We start from the raw sequence: 21,339 nt of genomic DNA, 5'->3' as shown, positions 1-21,339 counted from the left end.
GTGTAAACCTATTTCAGGACTAGACATCCACAGCAATTAGAAACGCTCAATATCTGCCTTGGCTTCCAACTGGCGGCGGTAGGCCGCGAAGTCCTGCTGGCCACTGCGAGACGCGAGGAAGCGCCGATACATGGCCTTCTCTTCATCCGACAGCGCTCCTTCCGGCTCGCTCACGCCGTTCAAGCGAATCAGCACATAGTCGCCGTTTCTCAGCGTGACCGATGCAAAGCTCGGCTTGTCGCCGGACTCCGGCTTGGGCATGCGGAACAGGGTCTGCAGCACCTGAGGATCAACACCTTCCTGCGAGCGAGTTGCGGCTTCGGTGACTTTCCACTCCTGCCCCGCCTCATTGGCCGGTGCCTTACCTTCGCGCAGATCGGCCAACAGCGCCTCGCCCTTCTGCTTAGCCGCTTCGCTGGCATGCTGCTGCAACAGATGTTTGCGAACAGTACCAGCCACCTGATCGAGCGGAAGCTGCTCCGGCTGCTTGTGTTCCTTGACACGAACCACAACGACCGTATCTGGGTCCAGTTCGATTGCCCCGCTGTTGGCTGCCTCTTCCAAGACTTCCGGACTGAAAGCCGCCTGCAATACTTGACGATTGGCAGCGATGCCCTCTCCCCCTTCCCGACCGAACGCCGCAGTGGTCTTGACCTCCAGGCCAAGCTCCTGAGCCGGCTGGGCCAGATCGGACGCTTCGAACGCGGCGTCTTCAAGCTCTTTGGTCGCTTCGACGAAACGCTGCTCGACCAACTGAGCCTTGACCTCGCGCTCCAGCTTGTCCTTCAGGTTATCGAAGCTCGGTACTTCCGGAGCCTGGACACCCAGCAGCTTGATTAAATGCCAGCCGAACTCACTGCGAACCGGCTCCGAGATCTGATCCTTCTGCAGCGCATACAGCGCTTCTTCGAATGCCGGGTCGTAAACGCCAGGGCCAGCATAGCCGAGATCACCGCCCTCGGTAGCGGAACCCGAGTCATCAGAGAATTCCTTCGCCAATGCCGCGAAATCTTCACCGGCATCCAGGCGCTTCTTGATCTCCGAAATCTTCGCCTTGGCCTGATCGTCATTCATCTGGTCATTTACCTCGACCAGAATGTGTGCCGCACGACGCTGCTCGGCCAGATTGGCGATTTCCTTTTTGTACAACTCCTGCAGGTCGGCATCCTTCGCCTCGACCTGATCGAAGAAGGCATCCTTCTTCAGTTCAACGTACTCAAGAACCACTTGCTCGGGGCTCATGAATTCGCTGGTATGCTCATCGTAATAAGCCTTGACCTCATCATCGCTGACCTGGGCGGAGGCAGCATCCGCCTTGATCGTGAGCATGGCGAAATCACGCGTCTGTTTTTCCAGCCGGGCAAAAGCCTGGGCTTCTTCATCAGTCACAAAGCCGCTACCCGCAAGCCCTGCCCGCAGCTGGCTGATCAGCATTTCCTCTTCGAGCATCCGGCGGAACTGCAGGCGCCCATATCCCATTTGGCGGATAACCTGATCGAAGCGATCGGCACTGAACTTGCCATCCACCTGGAATTCCGGAGTCTGCAGAATGAGCTGGTCGAGAGCCGCCTGGGAGAAGGCGAAATCAGCCTCCTTGGCCCCTTGGAGTAGCAACCTGCGCTCGATCAATCCTTTCAACGCGGCTTCCCGCAGCAGATTATCGTTGAGCTGCGAGGCATCGAAATCCTTGCCGAGCTGTTGCAACAACTGACGGCGTTGCATATCCACCGCCTGGCTCAGCTCGTTGATGGTGATTTTTTCACCATTCACGTCGGCGGCGTTCTGGCGGTTGCTGGTGGCATTGAAAATCGCGTCGAAGCCTGTCAGCGCCAACAACACGACGATGACACCGATGATGGTTTTGGCAATCCAGCCCTGTGAATTGTCCCTGATGTTCTGCAGCATGCGTCCCCCAGAATCGACTGTAGAAAATACAGCCGCGCAGCATGGGTAGATTCCGGATAGAAGAAAGGCGCATCCGTGGATGCGCCTCCTCGTAACTGGCGGAGCGGACGGGACTCGAACCCGCGACCCCCGGCGTGACAGGCCGGTATTCTAACCGACTGAACTACCGCTCCGCTGCCAGGCCGAATCAAGTCCGGCCTGGAAGGGCAATGCCCGAAGACGCTTAGTTGACAGCGTCTTTCAGTGCCTTACCTGCTTTGAAGCCAGGGATCTTGGCCGCTTCGATCTTGATCGGCTTGCCGGTCTGCGGGTTACGGCCGGTACGAGCAGCGCGCTCTTTGACGGCAAAAGTGCCGAAACCAACCAGCACGACGGAATCACCAGCCTTCAGAGCGCCAGTGACGGACTCGATCACTGCGTCCAGCGCGCGGCCGGCAACAGCTTTAGGAATATCAGCAGATGCGGCGATACGATCAACCAGTTCCGACTTGTTCACTCTAAGTCCCCTTATTTCTGTTGAGTATGTTTCTTAATTTTTGGTGTAAGCAAAGCGGGTGCTGGATGGCCTGCCGACACACAAAGAGCCGCTTTATATCAAGGGCTCGAAAATTGTGTCAAGGAAGCCCCCCGGCTAATGCGTGCTAATTCGCTCCTTGGAATCAGACTCGCGCGCGTCATCCTTTGCAACCATCTCCGGAGCCGCATCGGGCAAGGGCTCCGGGGCGTATTGCAGCGCAATTTGCAGGACCTCGTCAATCCATTTAACCGGTTTAATCTGCAGGTCTTGCTTAATATTTTCCGGAATTTCCTTCAAATCACGAACATTTTCTTCCGGAATGATCACAGTCTTGATTCCACCACGATGCGCCGCGAGCAATTTCTCTTTTAAACCGCCGATGGCCAAAACTTGACCACGCAAAGTGATCTCTCCAGTCATCGCGACATCCGCTTTCACTGGAATCTGAGTCAGCGCGGATACCAACGCTGTGCACATGCCGACACCAGCGCTGGGACCATCCTTGGGCGTCGCCCCTTCCGGCATGTGGATGTGAACGTCTCGTTTTTCATGGAAATCCAATGGAATTCCCAGGCTTTTCGCACGGCTACGAACCACGGTCAGCGCTGCCGTAATGGATTCGACCATTACGTCACCCAACGAACCGGTCTTGGTCAATTGTCCTTTGCCAGGAACGACAGCCGCCTCGATGGTCAGCAACTCACCTCCTACTTGAGTCCAGGCCAAGCCAGTGACCTGACCGATCTGGTCCTGCTGGCCAGCCAGCCCGTAACGGTATTTGCGTACTCCGAGGAAATGCTCCAGATCGTCGGCAGTCACCAACACCTTGAAACGCTTTTCCTGCGCGTGTTCTTTCACCGCCTTCCGGCACACCTTGGCGATCTGCCGCTCGAGACTACGCACGCCAGCCTCGCGCGTGTAATAACGAATGATGTCGCGAATGGCCGCTTCTTCGAATTCCAACTCCCCTCTCTTCAACCCGTTCGCCTGGGTCTGCTTGGGAGCGAGGTATTTCACTGCGATATTGATCTTTTCGTCCTCGGTGTAGCCCGGCAGGCGTATGACCTCCATCCGATCCAGCAAGGGCGCCGGAATGTTCATCGAGTTGGCGGTACAGAGGAACATCACATCGGAGAGGTCGTAATCCACCTCCAGGTAATGATCGTTGAAATTGTGATTTTGCTCGGGATCGAGCACTTCCAGCAGCGCGGATGCCGGATCACCGCGCATATCGCTGCCCATTTTGTCGATCTCATCGAGCAGGAACAACGGGTTACGCACTGCGACCTTGGTCATTTTCTGAATCAGGCGCCCCGGCATGGAGCCAATGTAGGTCCGACGGTGGCCACGAATCTCCGCTTCATCACGCACACCACCCAACGCCATTCGAACGAACTTGCGATTGGTTGCACGAGCGATGGACTCCGCAAGAGACGTCTTACCGACCCCCGGTGGCCCGACTAGGCAAAGCACAGGCCCTTTCAGCTTCTTCACGCGCTTCTGTACGGCGAGGTACTCAAGAATGCGCTCCTTGACCTCTTCGAGACCGTAGTGATCCGCATCGAGAATATCCTCGGCCTTGGCCAGATCCAGACGCACCTTGCTTTCCGCTTTCCAGGGCACGTTAACCAGCCAGTCGATGTAGGAGCGTACTACTGTCGCCTCGGCGGACATCGGCGACATCTGTTTCAACTTGTTCAGCTCAGCCTGGGCCTTGGAATAGGCCTCTTTGGTGAGTCCGGCATTCTCGATCCGCTTCTTCAGCTCATCGATTTCGTTATGGCCTTCATCGATGTCGCCCAGCTCTTTCTGAATGGCCTTCATCTGCTCATTCAGGTAGTACTCGCGTTGGCTGCGCTCCATCTGCTTCTTCACACGCCCGCGGATGCGTTTCTCGACCTGAAGAAGATCGATTTCGGCATCAAGCAGGGCCAGCACATGCTCGACACGTGCCGACAATTCCGTGATTTCCAGGATTTCCTGCTTCTGCTCGATCTTCAGCGCCATGTGTGCGGCCATGGTGTCGACCAGGCGGCTCGGCTCATCGATGCTGTTCAGCGATGACAGCACCTCGGCAGGAACCTTCTTGCCCAACTGAACATATTGCTCGAACTGGCTAAGCAGGCTACGGGTGAACACTTCGGATTCGCGCTCGGCCGTGCTCGCCTCTTCGATCAATTTCACTTCGGCGCGGCAATGGCCATCCACCTCGATGAAGCGTTCGATCGCACCGCGCTGCTCCCCTTCCACCAACACCTTGACAGTGCCATCCGGAAGCTTGAGCAGCTGTAACACGGTCGCGACGGTTCCCATCCGATAAAGCGCATCTTCACCGGGATCGTCATCCGCCGGATTCTTCTGGGCCAGCAGGAGAATCTGCTTGTCCCCGGTCATTGCAGCTTCCAAGGCCTCGATGGACTTTTCACGCCCAACGAAGAGCGGAATCACCATGTGCGGATACACCACGACATCGCGGAGCGGCAGGAGAGGCAATTCGATGGTTGTCTTCATGATATCGGCTCTACGGCGGCCATATGGCCGTAAACGGATGGGATTACCCTTGCAACCTAAGATGGGGGTAGGTTCGGGAAAAAACAAGCGCTGAGGCTGAAAATGCAAAGGGGCCCGCAGGCCCCTTGTCGATCGTGAAGCGCTTACGCCTCAGGTGCAGCCTTGGCTGGAGGCTCGCTGTTCTCATAGATGAGCAAGGGCTTGGAAGTACCCTCGATGACACTCTCGTCGATCACCACCTTGCTGACATCTGTCTGCGAAGGAATCTCATACATGGTGTCGAGCAGAATACCCTCGAGGATGGAACGCAAGCCGCGGGCTCCCGTCTTGCGTTCGAGCGCGCGATGAGCGACTGCGCGAAGCGCGTCCGGACGGAACTCCAAATCCACCCCTTCCATTTCGAAGAGCTTGCCGTACTGCTTGGTCAGCGCATTCTTCGGCTCGGTGAGAATCTGCATGAGCGCCGCTTCGTCCAGCTCATCCAGCGTGGCGATGACAGGTAGACGACCGACGAATTCGGGAATCAGGCCGAACTTGACCAGATCGTCCGGCTCCACTTCGCGTAAAGCCTCACCGACACGCTTGCCAAGATCCTTGCTGCGCACCTCGGCATTAAATCCGATACCGCCCTTGGTCGAACGGTTCTGGATAACCTTCTCCAATCCAGAGAATGCACCACCGCAGATGAAGAGAATGTTGCGCGTATCGACCTGGAGGAACTCCTGCTGCGGATGCTTGCGGCCACCCTGCGGAGGAACGGAGGCAACAGTGCCCTCGATCAGTTTCAGTAAGGCCTGCTGGACGCCCTCACCCGAAACGTCGCGAGTAATCGATGGATTGTCCGATTTACGGGAAATCTTATCGATTTCATCGATATAGACGATGCCCATCTGGGCCTTTTCCACATCGTAATCGCACTTCTGCAACAGCTTCTGAATGATGTTCTCGACGTCCTCGCCCACATAACCGGCCTCGGTCAGGGTCGTGGCATCGGCAATGGTGAACGGCACATTGAGCAGGCGCGCCAGCGTCTCGGCAAGCAGCGTCTTGCCCGATCCGGTCGGCCCGATCAGCAGGATATTGCTCTTGCCCAGCTCAACATCGTCTTTCTTGTCGCGCTGGTTGAGGCGCTTGTAGTGGTTGTAGACCGCGACGGAAAGCACCTTCTTCGCACGCTCCTGACCGATCACGTACTGATCCAGGATGGTGCTGATTTCTTTCGGCGCCGGGAGCTTATGCGCGCTACTCTCGGCCTGGGCCTCTTGCACCTCCTCTCGGATGATGTCATTGCACAGGTCGACGCACTCGTCGCAGATGAAAACCGAGGGCCCGGCAATCAACTTGCGCACTTCATGCTGGCTTTTGCCGCAGAAGGAGCAATAAAGCAGTTTGCCGTTGTCCTCACCGTTACGGGTGTCAGTCATTCGATCAATCCAATCCGGTAGGCTTGCAACACAAGATGAAGGCAAATGCGGGCATTTTCAAGTCCGCACAGCGGCCGGCTTTGACCAGCCGCTGTGGAGCGGAGGTGTTTAGCTGGCCATCTGGCGCTGACTAAGCACCTGATCGATAAGGCCATATTTGACGGCATCGTCGCCGCTCATGAAATTGTCACGATCAGTGTCGCGGGCAATAACATCGATCGGCTGACCTGTATGGTCGGCCAGGATTTTATTCAGGCGCTCGCGAATGGTGAGAATTTCGCGAGCATGAATCTCGATGTCCGAGGCCTGCCCCTGGAACCCACCCAGCGGCTGGTGAATCATCATCCGCGAATGCGGCAGGCAATAACGCTTGCCGGCAGCCCCACCCGCCAGCAGCAGGGCCCCCATGCTACAGGCCTGACCGATGCAGATGGTGGAAACATCCGGCTTGATGAACTGCATGGTGTCGTAGATCGACATGCCAGCCGTCACCGAGCCGCCCGGAGAGTTGATGTAGAGGTGAATATCCTTGTCCGGATTCTCCGCCTCGAGGAACAAAAGCTGCGCCACGATCAGGTTGGCCATGTAGTCCTCGACTTGGCCAACCATGAAGATCACCCGCTCCTTCAACAGGCGCGAATAGATGTCATAGGCACGTTCGCCACGGGCGGACTGCTCGATAACCATCGGCACCAGGCCGCCAGCGGCTTGGATGTCAGGCATTTGCATAAAAGAATTGCGGGACATGTCCTGCGATCACTCCCTAGATGGTGGTCTTCAAAGACGCATAAGCCAGCACGAAGGCTGGCTTATGGTGTGCTCGAACGAGGGGAAGAATCAGGCGGCTTGCGGAGCTTCCGCCGGCTTGACAGCTTCTTCGTAGGAGACCGCTTTATCGGTCACTTTAGCCTTCTGCAGAACAGTATCTACAACTTGCTCTTCCAGCACAACCGAACGCACTTCGTTCATCTGCTGCTCGTTCTTGTAGTACCAAGCCACAACCTGCTCGGGCTCTTGGTAAGCGGAAGCCATTTCCTGGATCAGCTCACGAACACGCGCCTCGTCAGGCTTGATTTCGAACTGTTTGACCATTTCCGCCACGATCAGGCCCAGCACGACACGACGCTTGGCCTGCTCTTCGAACAGCTCGGCCGGCAGCTGATCCGGCTTGATGTTGCCGCCGAACTGCTGAACAGCCTGCACACGCAGACGATCCACTTCGTTGGATAGCAACGCCTTCGGAACTTCGATCGGATTAGCAGCCAGTAGACCATCCATAACCTGGCTCTTGACCTTGGCTTTGATAGCCTGGCGCAGTTCACGCTCCATGTTCTTGCGTACTTCGGCACGGAAACCTTCAAGACCGCCTTCCTTGATACCGAACAGCGAGAAGAACTCGTCGTTCATTTCGGGCAGCTTGGGCTCGGAAACACTGTTAACAGTGACAGCGAATTCGGCAGTTTTGCCGGCCAGATCAAGGTTCTGGTAGTCCTCAGGAAAAGTCGGGGTGATCACCCGCTCCTCACCCGCCTTCACACCCACCAGAGCCTCTTCGAAGCCAGGAATCATGCGACCGGAACCCAGCACCAAGGAGGTACCCTTGGCAGAGCCGCCAGCGAAGGCTTCGCCGTCGATCTTACCGACGAAATCGATATTCAGTTGGTCGCCGTTCTGCGCTTCGCGCTCGACCTTCTCGAAGCGAGTGTTCTGCTTACGCAGGATTTCCAGCATGTTGTCGATGTCGGAGTCCGCAACGTCGGCTTGCAGGCGCTCAACCTCGATGCCTTCCAGACCGGAAACCTGAAACTCCGGGAAAACCTCAAAAATGGCTACGTACTCGAGGTCCTTGCCTTTTTCGAACACTTTGGGCTCAACGGCAGGAGCGCCCGCCGGGTTCAGCTTCTGCTCCACGACAGCCTCATAGAAGGTTGCCTGGATCACATCGCCCAGCGCTTCCTGACGAGCGGCATCCTCATAGCGCTGACGAATGACACTCATCGGCACCTTGCCAGGACGGAAGCCAGGGATCTTGGCACGACGGGCAGTCTGCTGCAGACGCTTGTTGACTTCGGTCTCGATGCGCTCGGCCGGGACACCGATAGTCATGCGGCGCTCAAGAGCGGAGGTGCTTTCAACAGAAACTTGCATGGATATTCCTCGTTGCACAGACATAAGCCGGCCGTTCCGGCCCCAGAATCAAGGGCATGCATTCTAGTGGCTCGAAATGAAGAAGTCACCCTATTGGGTGCAGACCAGCAAGGGATAGCCGACAGCCCATGAAATGCCGACAACCGCAGCCCTTACCCGCTCAACCTGCGAACGGGAACGAAAGAGCTCATCTCTCCACTCAGAACGCAAAGGTCGCCCATCGGCGTTCTTTTATGGGTTTCCCCACAAGGCAACCCACAGCGAGCCCATCAATCGAAAAGCGAGGCAGAAAATGGCTAAGAAAATATCTGACCGCCGGCGCCATGCGCTGGCCCAACGCAGCATGGAAAGAGCCCAAAAGCTCCACTTGGATCTCGACGACAGCGAACTGATCAACCATATCCGCGCGAAAGCAGCCAGCTATATCGCCAACAACCCACAACCGACCGCCGTTTATTTATTGGGGTGAGCGCTCGCAAAAAATCCAGCCACTACCGCTTCTTCCGAATATGGCCTGAACTTCAGACCATATTCGGGTGGAAGCTGGACTTTACATACAAACAAGAAAAATAAAGGCCGAACCAGCCAATATTATTCAGCCGAGCCGAAAGCCTTTTTAGAAAAGAGAATCGGAATACCGAGAAGAGATGGTGCGGACGGAGAGACTCGAACTCTCACGCCTTGCGGCGCTGGAACCTAAATCCAGTGTGTCTACCAATTCCACCACGTCCGCGATGACGCCTAAACGAAAACGCCAGGCAATTAGCCTGGCGCCTTCTCGAATATGGGGTGGACGATGGGAATCGAACCCACGACACCAGGAGCCACAATCCTGTGCTCTACCAACTGAGCTACGCCCACCATATCGCTATGCTTGTGCCAAGCTGCCAAATGGCGCACCCGGCAGGACTCGAACCTGCGACCATCCGCTTAGAAGGCGGATGCTCTATCCAGCTGAGCTACGGGCGCTTATTTTTCGCATCCAGCATGGATGCGAAGATTAAAGCTTTGGCTGAGCGGATTAAACTTCGCTTCCGCCGCGCCTCTTACCCAGCAACCGGCTGTGCTCGACAAGCGGGGCGAATCTTATAGAGGCGACATCACCTCGTCAACAGTAAAAGTTAAAAAAATCAGCGAGATAAAGGAGTTAGACGAATTTACTGACCAGCCGCCTTTGCCCGCCAGCCCCGCCATGCGAGAATGCGCGTCCTTTTTCAATCATTTCCAATGGTTAGCCAAGCGTCATGACCGCAAAACTGATCGACGGCAAAGCGATCGCCGCCAATCTCCGCCAGCAGATCGCCCAACGTGTCGCCGAGCGTCGCCAGCAAGACCTCCGCGCGCCCGGTCTGGCAGTGATCCTGGTAGGGACCGATCCTGCCTCCCAGGTCTATGTCTCGCATAAACGCAAGGATTGCGAGGAAGTCGGTTTCGTTTCCCGCGCCTACGATCTTCCAGCCAGCACCACCCAAGCCGAGCTGCTTTCCCTGATCGACAGTCTCAATGACGATGCGACCATCGATGGCATTCTGGTTCAGCTGCCTCTTCCCGAGCACCTCGACGCCTCCCAATTGCTCGAACGCATCCGCCCCGACAAGGACGTGGATGGTTTCCACCCCTACAACATCGGCCGCCTGGCCCAGCGTATGCCGTTGCTGCGCCCCTGCACTCCCAAAGGGATCATGACCCTGCTGCAGAGCACCGGTGTCGACCTCTATGGATTGCATGCAGTGGTCGTGGGCGCCTCCAATATCGTCGGTCGCCCGATGGCCCTGGAATTGCTGCTCGCCGGCTGCACTGTCACCGTCACGCACCGTTTCACCAAGGATCTCGCCACCCATGTCGGCCTCGCCGATCTGGTCGTGGTCGCCGCCGGCAAACCCGGTTTGGTCAAGGGCGAGTGGATCAAGGAAGGCGCCATCGTTATCGATGTCGGCATTAATCGCCAGGATGATGGCAAACTGGTCGGCGATGTGGTTTATGAAACCGCCCTGCCCCGCGCCGGCTGGATCACTCCCGTTCCGGGTGGCGTTGGCCCGATGACGCGGGCCTGCTTGCTGGAAAACACGCTGTACGCTGCCGAGCATCTGCACGTTTAAGGCAAGACGGAAACGAAAACGGCACCCAAAGGGTGCCGTTTTTCATCGTGGGGATATCGCTTATTTGTTGGCCTTCTCCCAGGACTTGACCAGTTCGTCGTAGCTCACAGTCTCGCCCTTGGGCTTTTCGTTCTCCAGCTTCGGCTTCGGCGCCCCCGGCTGATTCAGCCAGTACTCCGGATCGCGTGGCTCGTTCAGCTTGGGTCCGCACTCACCTTGTACACCGGAGCGCTCCAGACGGGCCAGCATGGTGTCCTGAGCCGCCGCCAGCCCATCCAGCGCTTCCTGGGGAGTCTTGTCGCCACTGGCCGCTTCGGCGATGAACTGCCACCAGAGCTGCGCCAGGCGCGGATAGTCCGGGACGTTGGTGCCGGTCGGCGTCCACTGCACACGGGCCGGGCTACGATAGAACTCCACAAGGCCACCCAACTTCGGCGCCGCTTCGGTCATCGCCTGGGAGTTGATGTCCGACTCGCGGATCGGCGTCAGCCCCACCAGGGTTTTCTTCAGCGAAACGGTTTTCGACACGGTGAATTGCGCATACAGCCAAGCGGCCAGGCGACGTTTCTCGGGCGTGGACTTGAGGAAGGTCCAGGAACCGGTGTCCTGATAGCCCAACTTCATGCCCTCTTCCCAATATGGCCCCTTCGGCGAGGGCGCCATGCGCCACTTGGGTGTGCCATCGGCATTCACTACGGGCAGGCCGGGTTTGGTCATGTCCGCCGTGAACGCGGTGTACCAGAAGATCTGCTGGGCGATGTTGCCTTGCGCCGGTACCGGCCCGGCTTCGGAGAACGTCATGCCCTGCGCTTCCGGCGGCGCGTACTGACGCAGCCAATCGACATACTTGGTAGTGGCGAAGACTGCCGCCGGGCCATTGGTATCGCCACCGCGCTCCACACTGGAACCCACCGGACGGCAGCCTTCCACGCGAATTCCCCACTCGTCCACCGGCAGGCCATTGGGCAGGCCCTTGTCGCCCGCGCCCGCCATGGAGAACCAAGCGTCGGTGAAGCGCCACCCCAGCGACGGGTCCTTCTTGCCGTAATCCATGTGGCCGTACACACGCTGGCCATCGATCTCCTTGACATGCTTGGAAAAGAACTCGGCGATGTCCTCATAGGCGGACCAGTTCACCGGCACGCCCAGCTCGTAGCCATAGATTTCCTTGAACTTCGCCTTCAGCTCCGGGCGCTCGAACCAGTCGGCACGGAACCAATAGAGGTTGGCAAACTGCTGGTCGGGCAACTGATAAATCTTGCCGTCCGGGCCAGTGGTGAAGGAGATGCCGATGAAATCCTTGATATCCAGAGTCGGCAGCGTGTAGTCCTTGCCGTCGCCCGCCATCATGTCGCTGATGGGCACCACCTTCCCGTAACGGAAGTGGGTACCAATCAGGTCGGAGTCGTTGACGTAACCGTCATAAATGTTCTTGTCGGACTGCATCTGAGTCTGCAGCTTTTCCACGACGTCGCCTTCCTGGATCAGGTCATGCTTGAGCTTGATTCCAGTGATCTCGCTGAACGCCTTGGCCAGCACCTTGGATTCGTATTCGTGAGTAGCGATAGTTTCCGATGCGACGTTGATCTCCATGCCACGGAAGGGTTCGGCCGCCTTGATGAACCATTGCAACTCCTTGAGCTGTTCTTCCTTGGACAGGGTCGAGGGGTTGAACTCGGACTCGATCCATTTTTTCGCCGCGTCTTCATAAGCGTCGGCCCAGGCCGCGCCACTCAGACCGGACATCGCGAGCAGGGCCGCCAGTGCCATGCCATGTCGGGTCTTGTTGTTATTGTCGAACATAGACACCTCCTTCGTTTTTAGGGGATGGGCAGGCCAATCGGCTAACCCCAGCGCATCACTGCGAACAACCACACCAGAGACAGCACGGAGGCGATCCAGGTGCTCCAGTCGGTCACGCCCACCACCAGCAGGTGGAGATAGGCGCTACCGAGAAGGCCGATGAACAACCGATCGCCACGAGTCGTGCTGATCGGCAAAAATCCCTTGCGCTCCACACAGGGCAAGCGCAGCTCCCAAACCGTCATGCTCGCCAGCACCAGCGCGATGCTTCCAAAGAACGCGGCGGTGGGCAGAGTCCAGGCCATCCAATCCATCTGTACCTCCTCAGACGCGACCCAGGGCGAAGCCCTTGGCCACATGGTTGCGTACGAACCAGATCACCAGCATGCCCGGCAGGATGGTCAACACCCCCGCGGCCGCCAGCACGCCCCAGTCGATGCCGGATGCGGAAACGGTACGGGTCATCACCGCGACGATCGGCTTTGCGTTCACCGAGGTCAGGGTGCGCGCCAGCAATAGCTCAACCCAACTGAACATGAAGCAGAAGAACGCGGTGACGCCGATCCCCGAACCAATCAGAGGAATGAAAATCTTCACGAAGAACTTCGGAAAGCTGTACCCGTCGATGTATGCCGTCTCGTCGATCTCCTTCGGCACGCCGGACATGAACCCTTCGAGAATCCATACCGCCAACGGCACGTTGAACAGGCAGTGCGCCAGGGCGACCGCGATATGGGTATCGAACAGGCCGATCGACGAATACAACTGGAAGAACGGCAGCAGGAATACCGCCGGCGGCGCCATGCGATTGGTCAGCAACCAGAAGAACAGGTGCTTGTCGCCGAGGAAACGATAGCGCGAGAACGCATACGCCGCCGGCAGCGCCACCGTCAGCGAGATCAACGTATTCAGGCAGACGTAATAGAGCGAGTTGAGATACCCCTCGTACCAGCTCGGGTCCGTGAAGATCACCCGGTAGTTGCGCAGGGTGAATTCGTGCGGCCAGAGGCTCAGCCCACCGAGGATTTCGGTGTTGCTCTTGAACGACATGTTCAGCAGCCAGTAGATCGGCACGAGCAGAAACACCACATAGAGCACCAGCACGACAAGCTTGCGCAGATTCATGGTCGGTCCTCAGCGGTTCTTATCGGAGTGGGTCATGGCGGTGTAGAACACCCAAGACACCAACAGGATGATGAGGAAATACACCAGCGAGAACGCCGCGGCCGGCCCCAGGTCGAACTGGCCCACCGCCATCTTGGTCAGCGTCTGGCTGAGGAAGGTCGTCGCGTTGCCCGGCCCTCCACCGGTGAGCACGAACGGCTCGGTATAGATCATGAAGCTGTCCATGAAGCGCAGCATCACGGCGATCAGCAGCACGCTCTTCATCTTGGGCAGTTGGATGTAGCGGAACACCGCCCAAGAGGATGCCCGGTCGATGCGCGCCGCCTGGTAATACACGTCGGGAATCGCCCGCAGCCCGGAATAGCAGAGCAGCGCCACCAGCGAGGTCCAATGCCAGACGTCCATCACCAGCACCGTGACCCAGGCGTCCATGGTGTTCGAGGCATAGTTGTAGCTCAGCCCCAGTTTGTTCAGCGTCCAGCCCAGCAGGCCGATGTCGGCGCGCCCGAAGATCTGCCAGATGGTGCCGACCACGTTCCACGGAATCAGCAGCGGAATCGCCATGACGATCAGGCAGAACGACGCCCAGCGACCCTTGGTCGGCATGGTCAGGGCGATGGCGATACCCAGCGGAATCTCGATCAGCAGCACGCAGGCCGAAAAAATGAATTGGCGACCCAGGGAATCGTGCAACCGGGGATCGCGCAGCACCTGCTTGTACCAGTCGGTGCCGACGAAAAAGCGCGTCGACTGATCGAAGATGTCCTGCACCGAGTAGTTCACCACGGTCATCATTGGCAGGATGGCGCTGAACGCCACGAGCAGGAATACCGGCAGGACCAGCCACCAAGCCTTGTTGTTGACGATCTTGTTCATGCGCCCGCCTCCACCAGGAATTCATCGGCATAGAGCATCAGCCACTGCGACGGGAAACTGATGTAGGCCTGCCCCTGCGGAACGGGGCGGTCCTCCTGCAGGCGCGCCTTGAGCGTCTGGCCTTCCAGGCGCAGGGTCAGAATCTTGTAGGTACCGAGATCCTCGACGTGCATGACCTCAGCCTGCATCGCCTCGGCATAGGGCGCGTCCCAGACATGTACGAACTCCGGCCGGATACCCACCTTGAGATTTTCGTACTGCATACCGTCCAGGCGGCGCTGAAGCGCCTCCGGCAAAGGCAGATGAATGGCGCCGAAACGCACGCCGTCCGCCTCTCGACGCACCTCGAACAGGTTCATCCCCGGACTGCCGATGAAGAAGCCGACGAAGGTATGGGTGGGTCGTTCGAACAGCTCCCGCGGTGTACCGAACTGGACGATCTGGCCGCCGTACATCACCGCGATCTTGTCGGCGAAGGTAGAGGCCTCCAACTGATCGTGGGTGACATAGACCATGGTGATGTTGAACTGCTCGTGGATTTGCTTGAGCTTGCGCCGCAGCTTCCACTTCAGGTGCGGGTCGATCACCGTCAGCGGCTCGTCGAACAGAATCGCCGATACGTCGTCACGAACCAGCCCGCGCCCCATGGAGACCTTCTGCTTTTCGTCCGCGGTGAGGTTGCGCGCTTTTCTCTTCAGCAAAGGATGAAGGTCGAGTACCTCGGCGATCTCATGCACCTTGCTCTGTATCCGCCCCTCGGGAAGCCCTTGGTTACGCAGCGGGAAGGCCAGGTTGTCGTATACCGTCATGGTGTCGTAGATCACCGGGAACTGGAAAACCTGGGCGATGTTGCGCTTCTCCGGAGTGAGGTGATTGACCTCCTTCCCATCGAACAGCACCTGCCCTTCGGACGGGCTGAGCAGCCCCGAAATGATGTTCAGCAACGTCGATTTTCCGCAGCCCGAGGGCCCCAGCAGCGCATAGGCGCCACCCTGCTCCCAGATATGCGTCATCGCGCGGATCGCATAGTCTTCCGGGCCGGAAGGCCGGGCGCTGTAGCTGTGCGCCAGGTTCTGCAATCGAATCTCGGCCATTCAGATCCCCCCCAGGACGCGTCGACTCGGCGCCTGCACCAGCCGGCCGGCCGGCTCGAAAACGAATAACTTGTGAGTCGGGATGTAGATGCGGATCGGCGCATCCACGTCGTATTCATGAACTCCCTGCAGGTGCAGGACCAGCGTGAAGTGCTCGTTGCGCACGTGAAGAAAAGTCTCCGATCCGCTGATTTCGGCCAGCTCCACCGTAACCGCCAGCTCCAGATCGTCATCGTTGGACGGCACCAGGCCAATGTGGCTGGGCCTCAGGCCGAAGCGGTATTCCCCTTCGCCGATGCCTCGCAGATCCGGGTTCAGCGGAAAGTGCAGGCAGTCCTCGAAACTGACTTCGTTGTCGGCGATGCGCCCGTGCATCAGGTTGATCGGGGGCTCGGAGAACAGCTCCGCCGCCAGTATCTGCTGGGGCCGGTGGTAGACATCGGCGGTCTTGCCACTCTGGATCACCCGTCCCTCGTGAAGAATGGTCGTGGTCCCGCCCAGGGCCAGCGCCTCGTTGGGCTCGGTGGTGGCATACACCGCAATGGTCCGACGCGCCTTGAACAGCTCACGCATCTCCTGGCGAAGCTCTTCGCGCAGCTTGTAATCCAGATTGACCAGCGGCTCGTCGAAAAGAATCAGATCGGCATCCTTGACCAATGCACGCGCCATCGCCGTGCGTTGCTGCTGGCCCCCGGACAGTTCCAGCGGGTAGCGACCCAGGAAGGACTCGATATGCAGCATCTCGGCGGTTTCACGCACCTTGCGCTCGATCGTCGCCTTATCCATCCCAGCCTGACGCAGCGGCGAGGCGATGTTCTCGAACACCGTCATGGTCGGATAGTTGATGAACTGCTGGTAGACCATGGAGACGTTGCGGTGCCGCACCGGCACACCGGTAACGTCCGCACCGTTCATCAGGATGCGTCCGCTGGTGGGCTTGTCCAGTCCGGCCATGAGGCGCATCAGGGAAGTCTTGCCGGCCAGGGTGCGCCCGACCAGCACATTGAAAGAGCCCGGCTCGAAGCTCAGGCAGGCATCCTCGATATAGATCTGGTTATCGACGATGCGGCTGACATGCTCCAGCGTTAACGACATGGCCTGTCCTTATCATTGTTTAGCCTGCACAGCGCTTGGGCTGTTCAGTCGATAAGGCGACTTTCGTGCCAAGGCTTGTTCGCTTTCGAAAATAGAAACTAAATGATTGAATTTAAAAGGGTTAACAAGCAGATAAAGGGGTTCGATGCCGAGGCGATATAGCGGGAATGAACATTTTCGCGTGAACAACTGAACACTTTGATCATTGACATTGAACAGTCATGAACAACACTGTCTAACCCAGCCGAGGTGCTCGAGCGCCCATAAAAACAAGAAACGCCGACGGGACTGACCCACATGGCCGAACCTGCCCAGCTGCTGCATGACACCATCATTCGCGACTCCTGGAATCGCTGTCGCGACTACGGCCTGACCCACCAGACGCCCCCGAGCTTCGGGCGCCCTCCCCAAGGGGAGGTATCGGCGCTGCAGGAAAGCCATCGCGCCCTGGTGCAGACCACTCACCAGGAAGTCCTGCCCTACTACGAAAACATCCTCGCCAACTCCAACTGCCTCATCCTCCTGGCCGACAACCAGGGGCAGCTGCTGCAATCCTGGGGCGACCGGCGCTTCGTCGAGCCTGCCTACGCGCCCGGCTTCGAGGCCGGCGCCGGCTGGCTCGAGCGCCAGACCGGCACCAATGCCATCGGCACCGCCCTGGCGTGCGGACAGGCCGTGCATATCCAGCGTGACGAGCACTTCCTCAAGGCCAATCGGTTCATGACCGGCTCCGCCTCGCCGATCTTCGATGCGCAGCGCCAGATGATCGGCGTGCTCGATGTCTCCAGCGACAGCTATCTGCCGCCCACCCATACCCTGGGAATGGTCAAGATGATGAGCCAGTCGGTGGAGAACCGGCTGATCCTCAACCTGTTCCGGGACCAGTATTTCCAGCTCACCTTCAACACCAGCCACGACAACCTGGACAGCCAGTGGTCCGGCCTGCTGATGTTCGATGAGGATGGCCTCGTGGTTTCCGCCAACCGCCGGGCGGACAGCCTGCTTGGCGTAGGGCTGGCACGCGTAAGGTTGGAAAGCCTGTTCGACATACCGCTGCAACAGCTCCTCGACCAACCGGAAGGTCAGCCCTTCCCTCTGCGCGCCGCCGGCCGCTACCGATTCCAAGGCCTGCTCAAGCGCCCGCAGAAACCACGCATCCAGGCACGCGACTTCCGTCTCCAGCCTATTGGCACGAAGAAGCAGGAAGGCTTTACCCTCGACTCGATCAACCTCGGCGATCCACGGGTGGACAAGGCCGTCCGGCAAGCCCAACGAATCCTGGAAAAGGACATTCCCATCCTCGTCCATGGCGAAACGGGAGTCGGAAAGGAGGTCTTTGTCAAGGCACTACACCAGGCCAGCTCGCGAGCGGAACAGCCCTTCATCGCAGTGAACTGCGCAGCCATTCCAGCGGAGCTGGTGGAGTCGGAGCTGTTCGGCTACGAAAAGGGAGCATTCACGGGGGCCAATCAAAAAGGCAGCACCGGGCTGATCCGCAAGGCCGACAAAGGCACCCTGTTCCTCGACGAGATTGGCGACATGCCACTGAACGTACAGGCCCGGCTACTGCGGGTCCTGCAGGAACGCAGCGTGCAGCCGCTGGGTGGCGGCGAGCCCTATCCGGTGAATATCCGCCTGATGTCCGCCACCAACCGTCTTCTCCGCCAGGACGTGGAGGCGGGACTGTTCCGCCAGGACCTCTACTACCGCGTCAGCGGCCTCAACCTCGAATTGCCCCCCCTACGCGAACGCAGCGACAAGGCGGCGCTGTTCCAGCGGGTCTGGGACTACTATCGCGAACCCCAGCAATGGGCGGGCCTGAGCCGCGAAGTGCTCGAGCTGTTCCAGCGCCACCCCTGGCCTGGCAACCTCCGCCAGTTGAGCAGCGTGATCCAGGTGGCGCTGGCCATGGCCGATGACCAACCGATCCGCCCCGAGCACTTGCCAGACGACTTTTTCGCCGACTTGGAAGTAAACCAGGTCACGGCATTGCCGACGAACGAATGTCCCAGCTCAGCCGGCACCGATCTGATCAGTCAATACCATGCCTGCGGCGGCAATGTTTCCTATCTGGCCCGCAGCCTTGGTGTGAGCCGCAACACGCTGTACAAGCGGCTCCGGGAGCAGGGACTGAAGGTCTGATCACATCTTATAACCCAGCCTGACCGGGCTTCGGCGAAAACCAGCCGGTGATTTTCCAGCCTTGTTGCATGCCGGCTACCGCCAGCAGGATGGCCGCCACGCCCAGCCACTGCAGCAGGCTCAATCGGTGACCGAAGGCCAGCCAGTCGACGAAGATCGCCGCGATCGGATAGACGAACGACAGTGCGCCCGTCAGTGCAGTCGGCAGTTTCTGGATCGCGTCGTAGAGCAGCAGGTACATCACGCCGGTATGCAGAATACCCAGCGTGAGCAGGCTGGCCCAGGCGGCAGACTGCTGCGGCAGCTCGAAGCTGGCCAGTGGCGCCAGCATCAGGCTGCCGGTAATGAGCTGGATCAGTGCGATCAGGTGGGGTGGCGTGCCGCTCAGTTGTTTCACGATCAACGCCGCAACGGCGTACAGAAATGCAGCGCCGAGCGCCAAGGCAATGCCCACCAGATAATTGCCGCCTCCCTCTGCCGAACCACCATGGGCACTGACGATTGCCAACATGCCGAGAAAGGCCAGCCCCAGCCAGGCCAGCTTCACGGATGTAATGCGCTCACCCAGGAACAGCGCTGCCAACCCGACCAGCATGAATGGCTGGACGTTGTATACCGCCGTACTGATGGCAATCGATGCGCCGGAATAGGAAGCGAAGAGCAGCAGCCAGTTGCCGACGATGGCCACCCCGCTGAGCACTGCAAGAGCCAGCACCCGACGCCCCAGCAGATCGGCACGCAGCATACCGAGCGCTTGGCACACCAGCAGCAGCATGGCGCCGCCGATCAAGCAGCGCCAGAACACTACGTCCACCACCGCCTGCCCCGAGACCAGCACGAACCAGCCGATAGTTCCGGAGATCAGCATCGCTGCAACCATCTCCAGCGATCCGCGTTTGAGTGCTTTATCCATGATTTCAGCTCCGATACAGGAGCCTTCATTATTCAGATGTGCGCATCTCCGCTTCCAGCGCTAATCTGAGGCGAAACAGGAAAACGCCTTTATTACAGAGGCATTTTCAATCGATTACCTAACAGGCTCCATATGACCGACGAAATCGACCAAACCCTGATCGCCGCCCTGATGGAAGACTCCCGCCGCTCCCTCAAGGCGCTGGCGCAGATCAGCGGCCTCTCCTCCCCCAGCGTCGCCGAACGCCTGCGCCGCCTGGAAGAGCGCGGCGTGCTCAAGGGCTACACCGTGGAAATCGACCCGCGCCACTTCGGCTACCAGTTGCAAGCTATCGTCCGGGTACGCCCGCTACCGGGCAAGCTGCACGAGGTGGAACGGCTGATCCAGGCCACCCCCGAATTCACCGAATGCGACAAGGTCACCGGCGAAGACTGCTTTATCGCCCGCCTGCACGTGCGCTCCATGGAACAACTGGACGAACTGCTCGACCGCATCAACGGCTACGCCGAGACCAACACCGCCATCGTCAAGAAGACCTCGGTAGCGCGGCGGTTGCCACCGATGAAATGAGCAAAAGGGCGTCGCCTGCGCTGACATGAATGGCTATGAGCGGCAGAGACCCGCCGAGCGTCGCACGGAGGGCTCGGATAATGGCGATGGAATCCCGCATGACTAGACTCCATGCGCGATGGCTTTGCGCCTGCAAAGCATTGCGCCCAGCCACCCAATGAAGATACGGAGATCTATCGTGCACAACCTTGCTCATGCCAGAAACCTGGACGAATCCCCCCTCGCCACCAACCCTGCCTCGCCGCCGCCCGCTATCGGCACCATCCAGAACGCCAACATTGCGATCGCTTGGACAAACGTTCTTCAAAGCGAAGTCCTGCAGATGCTCGAAGGTATCGACGTACCGCAAACCGACACCTTCATCGACTATCGCTATTGGGCCAACGGCGTTCTCCGCTGGGCCCTCAGCCAACAGGACGACGACGGCAACCCGCTCTACGCCTTCGCCATCGTCATGGGAGACGGGCGTCGATGAGAGCAATAATTCGGTGGTTGGCGCCTTCCTGTTCCCGGTGGGGATTCAAGTCACCGTGTTGCAACCCACCGACGATGAGCTGAACGCGGCATTGAACATGGCTTATGGAAACGAGCCGCTCATGCCCCTGGCTCTCCTCTCACCAACAATGTACCGCCGCAAAGGAAGACTCGGCGCGCGCCCAAGGCGCTGGCGCGAATCAGCGGCCGGCACCGCCGATGAGTTGAGGCGAGGGTGTGCAACGAACCGCAGCCCAACCAGCGAAGTCCAATCTCTTGAAGGGAGCATCCAGGGCGTCAACTGCTAGCGCTGCTCTGGGCGCCGTATCCCGCCTTCAGGAGACCGACCGATGGTTACTCATTACAAGGTCGCCGGACACTTGGCCTGCGGCCGACACGGCAATAACCTGCCATCCACATCGCAGTTGGCCAAAGTGAAATGCCGCAATTGCCGTAACACCGAGGCATTCAAGGAGGCCCGCCGGGCAGAGCGCAACGCCGCACGGCGGGCCGCCCGTAAGGCCAGCAAGGAACACGTCGCCAACGACTGGCGCACTGCCTGGGCAAACCGGCTCGCTGCCCTGCCCGGTCCACAGCGCTTGCCGCGCGGTTTCGCCGATCAGCGATTCGTTTGATTTCTCGG

19 protein-coding genes and 4 tRNA genes are annotated in these 21,339 nt (G+C 58.8%); 6 read left to right on the top strand and 17 right to left on the bottom strand.

The window, feature by feature from the left end; translation table 11 throughout:
• Window positions 1-36: 36 nt before the first annotated feature.
• The 7 genes from BZL41_RS18565 to tig all read right to left on the bottom strand — a co-directional run bounded on the left by BZL41_RS18565 (window position 37) and on the right by tig (window position 8,505).
• Window positions 37-1,905, bottom strand: a complete 1,869-nt coding sequence (locus tag BZL41_RS18565; protein WP_095600667.1) for a SurA N-terminal domain-containing protein — start codon at window positions 1,903-1,905, stop codon at window positions 37-39.
• 96 nt (window positions 1,906-2,001) lie between these two features.
• Window positions 2,002-2,078: transfer RNA gene (locus tag BZL41_RS18560), tRNA-Asp, on the bottom strand.
• 50 nt (window positions 2,079-2,128) lie between these two features.
• A complete protein-coding gene (hupB, locus tag BZL41_RS18555) occupies window positions 2,129-2,401 on the bottom strand; it encodes a nucleoid-associated protein HU-beta (RefSeq protein ID WP_084333668.1) in 273 nt (90 codons plus the stop codon).
• Window positions 2,402-2,536: 135 nt separating this feature from the next.
• On the bottom strand, window positions 2,537-4,933 hold the full coding sequence (lon, locus tag BZL41_RS18550) for an endopeptidase La (protein ID WP_095600666.1): 2,397 nt from the start codon (window positions 4,931-4,933) through the stop codon (window positions 2,537-2,539).
• A gap of 143 nt (window positions 4,934-5,076) precedes the next feature.
• Window positions 5,077-6,357: an ATP-dependent Clp protease ATP-binding subunit ClpX gene (gene clpX / locus BZL41_RS18545; RefSeq protein WP_084333670.1), complete on the bottom strand. Its 1,281-nt coding sequence runs from the start codon at window positions 6,355-6,357 to the stop codon at window positions 5,077-5,079.
• Window positions 6,358-6,465: 108 nt separating this feature from the next.
• The gene (clpP, locus tag BZL41_RS18540; RefSeq protein WP_084333671.1) at window positions 6,466-7,104 is read right to left on the bottom strand and encodes an ATP-dependent Clp endopeptidase proteolytic subunit ClpP; all 639 of its coding nucleotides are present in this window, start codon (window positions 7,102-7,104) and stop codon (window positions 6,466-6,468) included.
• A 90-nt stretch (window positions 7,105-7,194) separates the two neighbouring features.
• Window positions 7,195-8,505, bottom strand: coding sequence for a trigger factor (gene tig / locus BZL41_RS18535; RefSeq protein ID WP_095600665.1), 1,311 nt, complete (start codon window positions 8,503-8,505; stop codon window positions 7,195-7,197).
• A gap of 292 nt (window positions 8,506-8,797) precedes the next feature.
• Between tig and BZL41_RS28625 the strand changes: the two genes are divergently transcribed.
• On the top strand, window positions 8,798-8,974 hold the full coding sequence (locus BZL41_RS28625; RefSeq protein WP_168191035.1) for a hypothetical protein: 177 nt from the start codon (window positions 8,798-8,800) through the stop codon (window positions 8,972-8,974).
• 179 nt (window positions 8,975-9,153) lie between these two features.
• Here BZL41_RS28625 and BZL41_RS18530 read toward each other — a convergent pair.
• From BZL41_RS18530 to BZL41_RS18520, 3 genes are all read right to left on the bottom strand, one after another.
• Window positions 9,154-9,238: transfer RNA gene (locus BZL41_RS18530), tRNA-Leu, on the bottom strand.
• Window positions 9,239-9,290: 52 nt separating this feature from the next.
• Window positions 9,291-9,366: transfer RNA gene (locus BZL41_RS18525), tRNA-His, on the bottom strand.
• A 31-nt stretch (window positions 9,367-9,397) separates the two neighbouring features.
• Window positions 9,398-9,474: transfer RNA gene (locus BZL41_RS18520), tRNA-Arg, on the bottom strand.
• A gap of 275 nt (window positions 9,475-9,749) precedes the next feature.
• Here BZL41_RS18520 and folD point away from each other — a divergent pair.
• The gene (folD, locus tag BZL41_RS18515) at window positions 9,750-10,604 is read left to right on the top strand and encodes a bifunctional methylenetetrahydrofolate dehydrogenase/methenyltetrahydrofolate cyclohydrolase FolD (RefSeq protein ID WP_095600664.1); all 855 of its coding nucleotides are present in this window, start codon (window positions 9,750-9,752) and stop codon (window positions 10,602-10,604) included.
• A gap of 60 nt (window positions 10,605-10,664) precedes the next feature.
• Here folD and BZL41_RS18510 read toward each other — a convergent pair whose 3' ends face one another.
• From BZL41_RS18510 to BZL41_RS18485, 6 genes are read right to left on the bottom strand one after another with little or no spacing between them, the layout of a single operon-like run.
• Window positions 10,665-12,407, bottom strand: a complete 1,743-nt coding sequence (locus BZL41_RS18510) for an ABC transporter substrate-binding protein (RefSeq protein ID WP_095600663.1) — start codon at window positions 12,405-12,407, stop codon at window positions 10,665-10,667.
• A 41-nt stretch (window positions 12,408-12,448) separates the two neighbouring features.
• Window positions 12,449-12,721, bottom strand: a complete 273-nt coding sequence (locus BZL41_RS18505; protein ID WP_095600662.1) for a DUF2160 domain-containing protein — start codon at window positions 12,719-12,721, stop codon at window positions 12,449-12,451.
• Window positions 12,722-12,731: 10 nt separating this feature from the next.
• The gene (locus BZL41_RS18500) at window positions 12,732-13,532 is read right to left on the bottom strand and encodes a carbohydrate ABC transporter permease (RefSeq protein WP_084333677.1); all 801 of its coding nucleotides are present in this window, start codon (window positions 13,530-13,532) and stop codon (window positions 12,732-12,734) included.
• Between the two features lie 9 nt (window positions 13,533-13,541).
• Window positions 13,542-14,408, bottom strand: a complete 867-nt coding sequence (locus BZL41_RS18495; RefSeq protein ID WP_084333678.1) for a carbohydrate ABC transporter permease — start codon at window positions 14,406-14,408, stop codon at window positions 13,542-13,544.
• The gene (locus tag BZL41_RS18490; RefSeq protein WP_095600661.1) at window positions 14,405-15,502 is read right to left on the bottom strand and encodes an ABC transporter ATP-binding protein; all 1,098 of its coding nucleotides are present in this window, start codon (window positions 15,500-15,502) and stop codon (window positions 14,405-14,407) included. The genes BZL41_RS18495 and BZL41_RS18490 overlap by 4 nt, the downstream gene beginning before the upstream one ends.
• The gene (locus BZL41_RS18485) at window positions 15,503-16,597 is read right to left on the bottom strand and encodes an ABC transporter ATP-binding protein (protein WP_095600660.1); all 1,095 of its coding nucleotides are present in this window, start codon (window positions 16,595-16,597) and stop codon (window positions 15,503-15,505) included. It abuts the gene before it with no gap.
• A gap of 297 nt (window positions 16,598-16,894) precedes the next feature.
• On the opposite strand from BZL41_RS18485, the gene BZL41_RS18480 reads away from it, so the two are divergent.
• Window positions 16,895-18,739 (top strand): sigma-54-dependent Fis family transcriptional regulator, encoded by a 1,845-nt coding sequence (locus BZL41_RS18480; protein WP_095600659.1) that lies wholly within the window; start codon window positions 16,895-16,897, stop codon window positions 18,737-18,739.
• A 7-nt stretch (window positions 18,740-18,746) separates the two neighbouring features.
• On the opposite strand, the gene BZL41_RS18475 is transcribed toward BZL41_RS18480, so the two are convergent.
• Window positions 18,747-19,652, bottom strand: coding sequence for a DMT family transporter (locus tag BZL41_RS18475; RefSeq protein WP_095600658.1), 906 nt, complete (start codon window positions 19,650-19,652; stop codon window positions 18,747-18,749).
• A gap of 132 nt (window positions 19,653-19,784) precedes the next feature.
• Between BZL41_RS18475 and BZL41_RS18470 the strand changes: the two genes are divergently transcribed.
• The 3 genes from BZL41_RS18470 to BZL41_RS18460 all read left to right on the top strand — a co-directional run bounded on the left by BZL41_RS18470 (window position 19,785) and on the right by BZL41_RS18460 (window position 21,331).
• Window positions 19,785-20,222 (top strand): Lrp/AsnC family transcriptional regulator, encoded by a 438-nt coding sequence (locus BZL41_RS18470; RefSeq protein ID WP_095600657.1) that lies wholly within the window; start codon window positions 19,785-19,787, stop codon window positions 20,220-20,222.
• 178 nt (window positions 20,223-20,400) lie between these two features.
• Window positions 20,401-20,697, top strand: coding sequence for a hypothetical protein (locus BZL41_RS18465; RefSeq protein WP_095600656.1), 297 nt, complete (start codon window positions 20,401-20,403; stop codon window positions 20,695-20,697).
• A gap of 349 nt (window positions 20,698-21,046) precedes the next feature.
• The gene (locus BZL41_RS18460; RefSeq protein ID WP_095600655.1) at window positions 21,047-21,331 is read left to right on the top strand and encodes a hypothetical protein; all 285 of its coding nucleotides are present in this window, start codon (window positions 21,047-21,049) and stop codon (window positions 21,329-21,331) included.
• Window positions 21,332-21,339 lie beyond the last annotated feature (8 nt).

Origin of the sequence: Pseudomonas sp. PIC25 (assembly GCF_002286785.1) — a bacterium.
Lineage (GTDB): Bacteria > Pseudomonadota > Gammaproteobacteria > Pseudomonadales > Pseudomonadaceae > Pseudomonas_M.
Note: the sequence above shows the minus strand (reverse complement) of the source record. Positions and strands in the feature narration are given on the sequence as shown.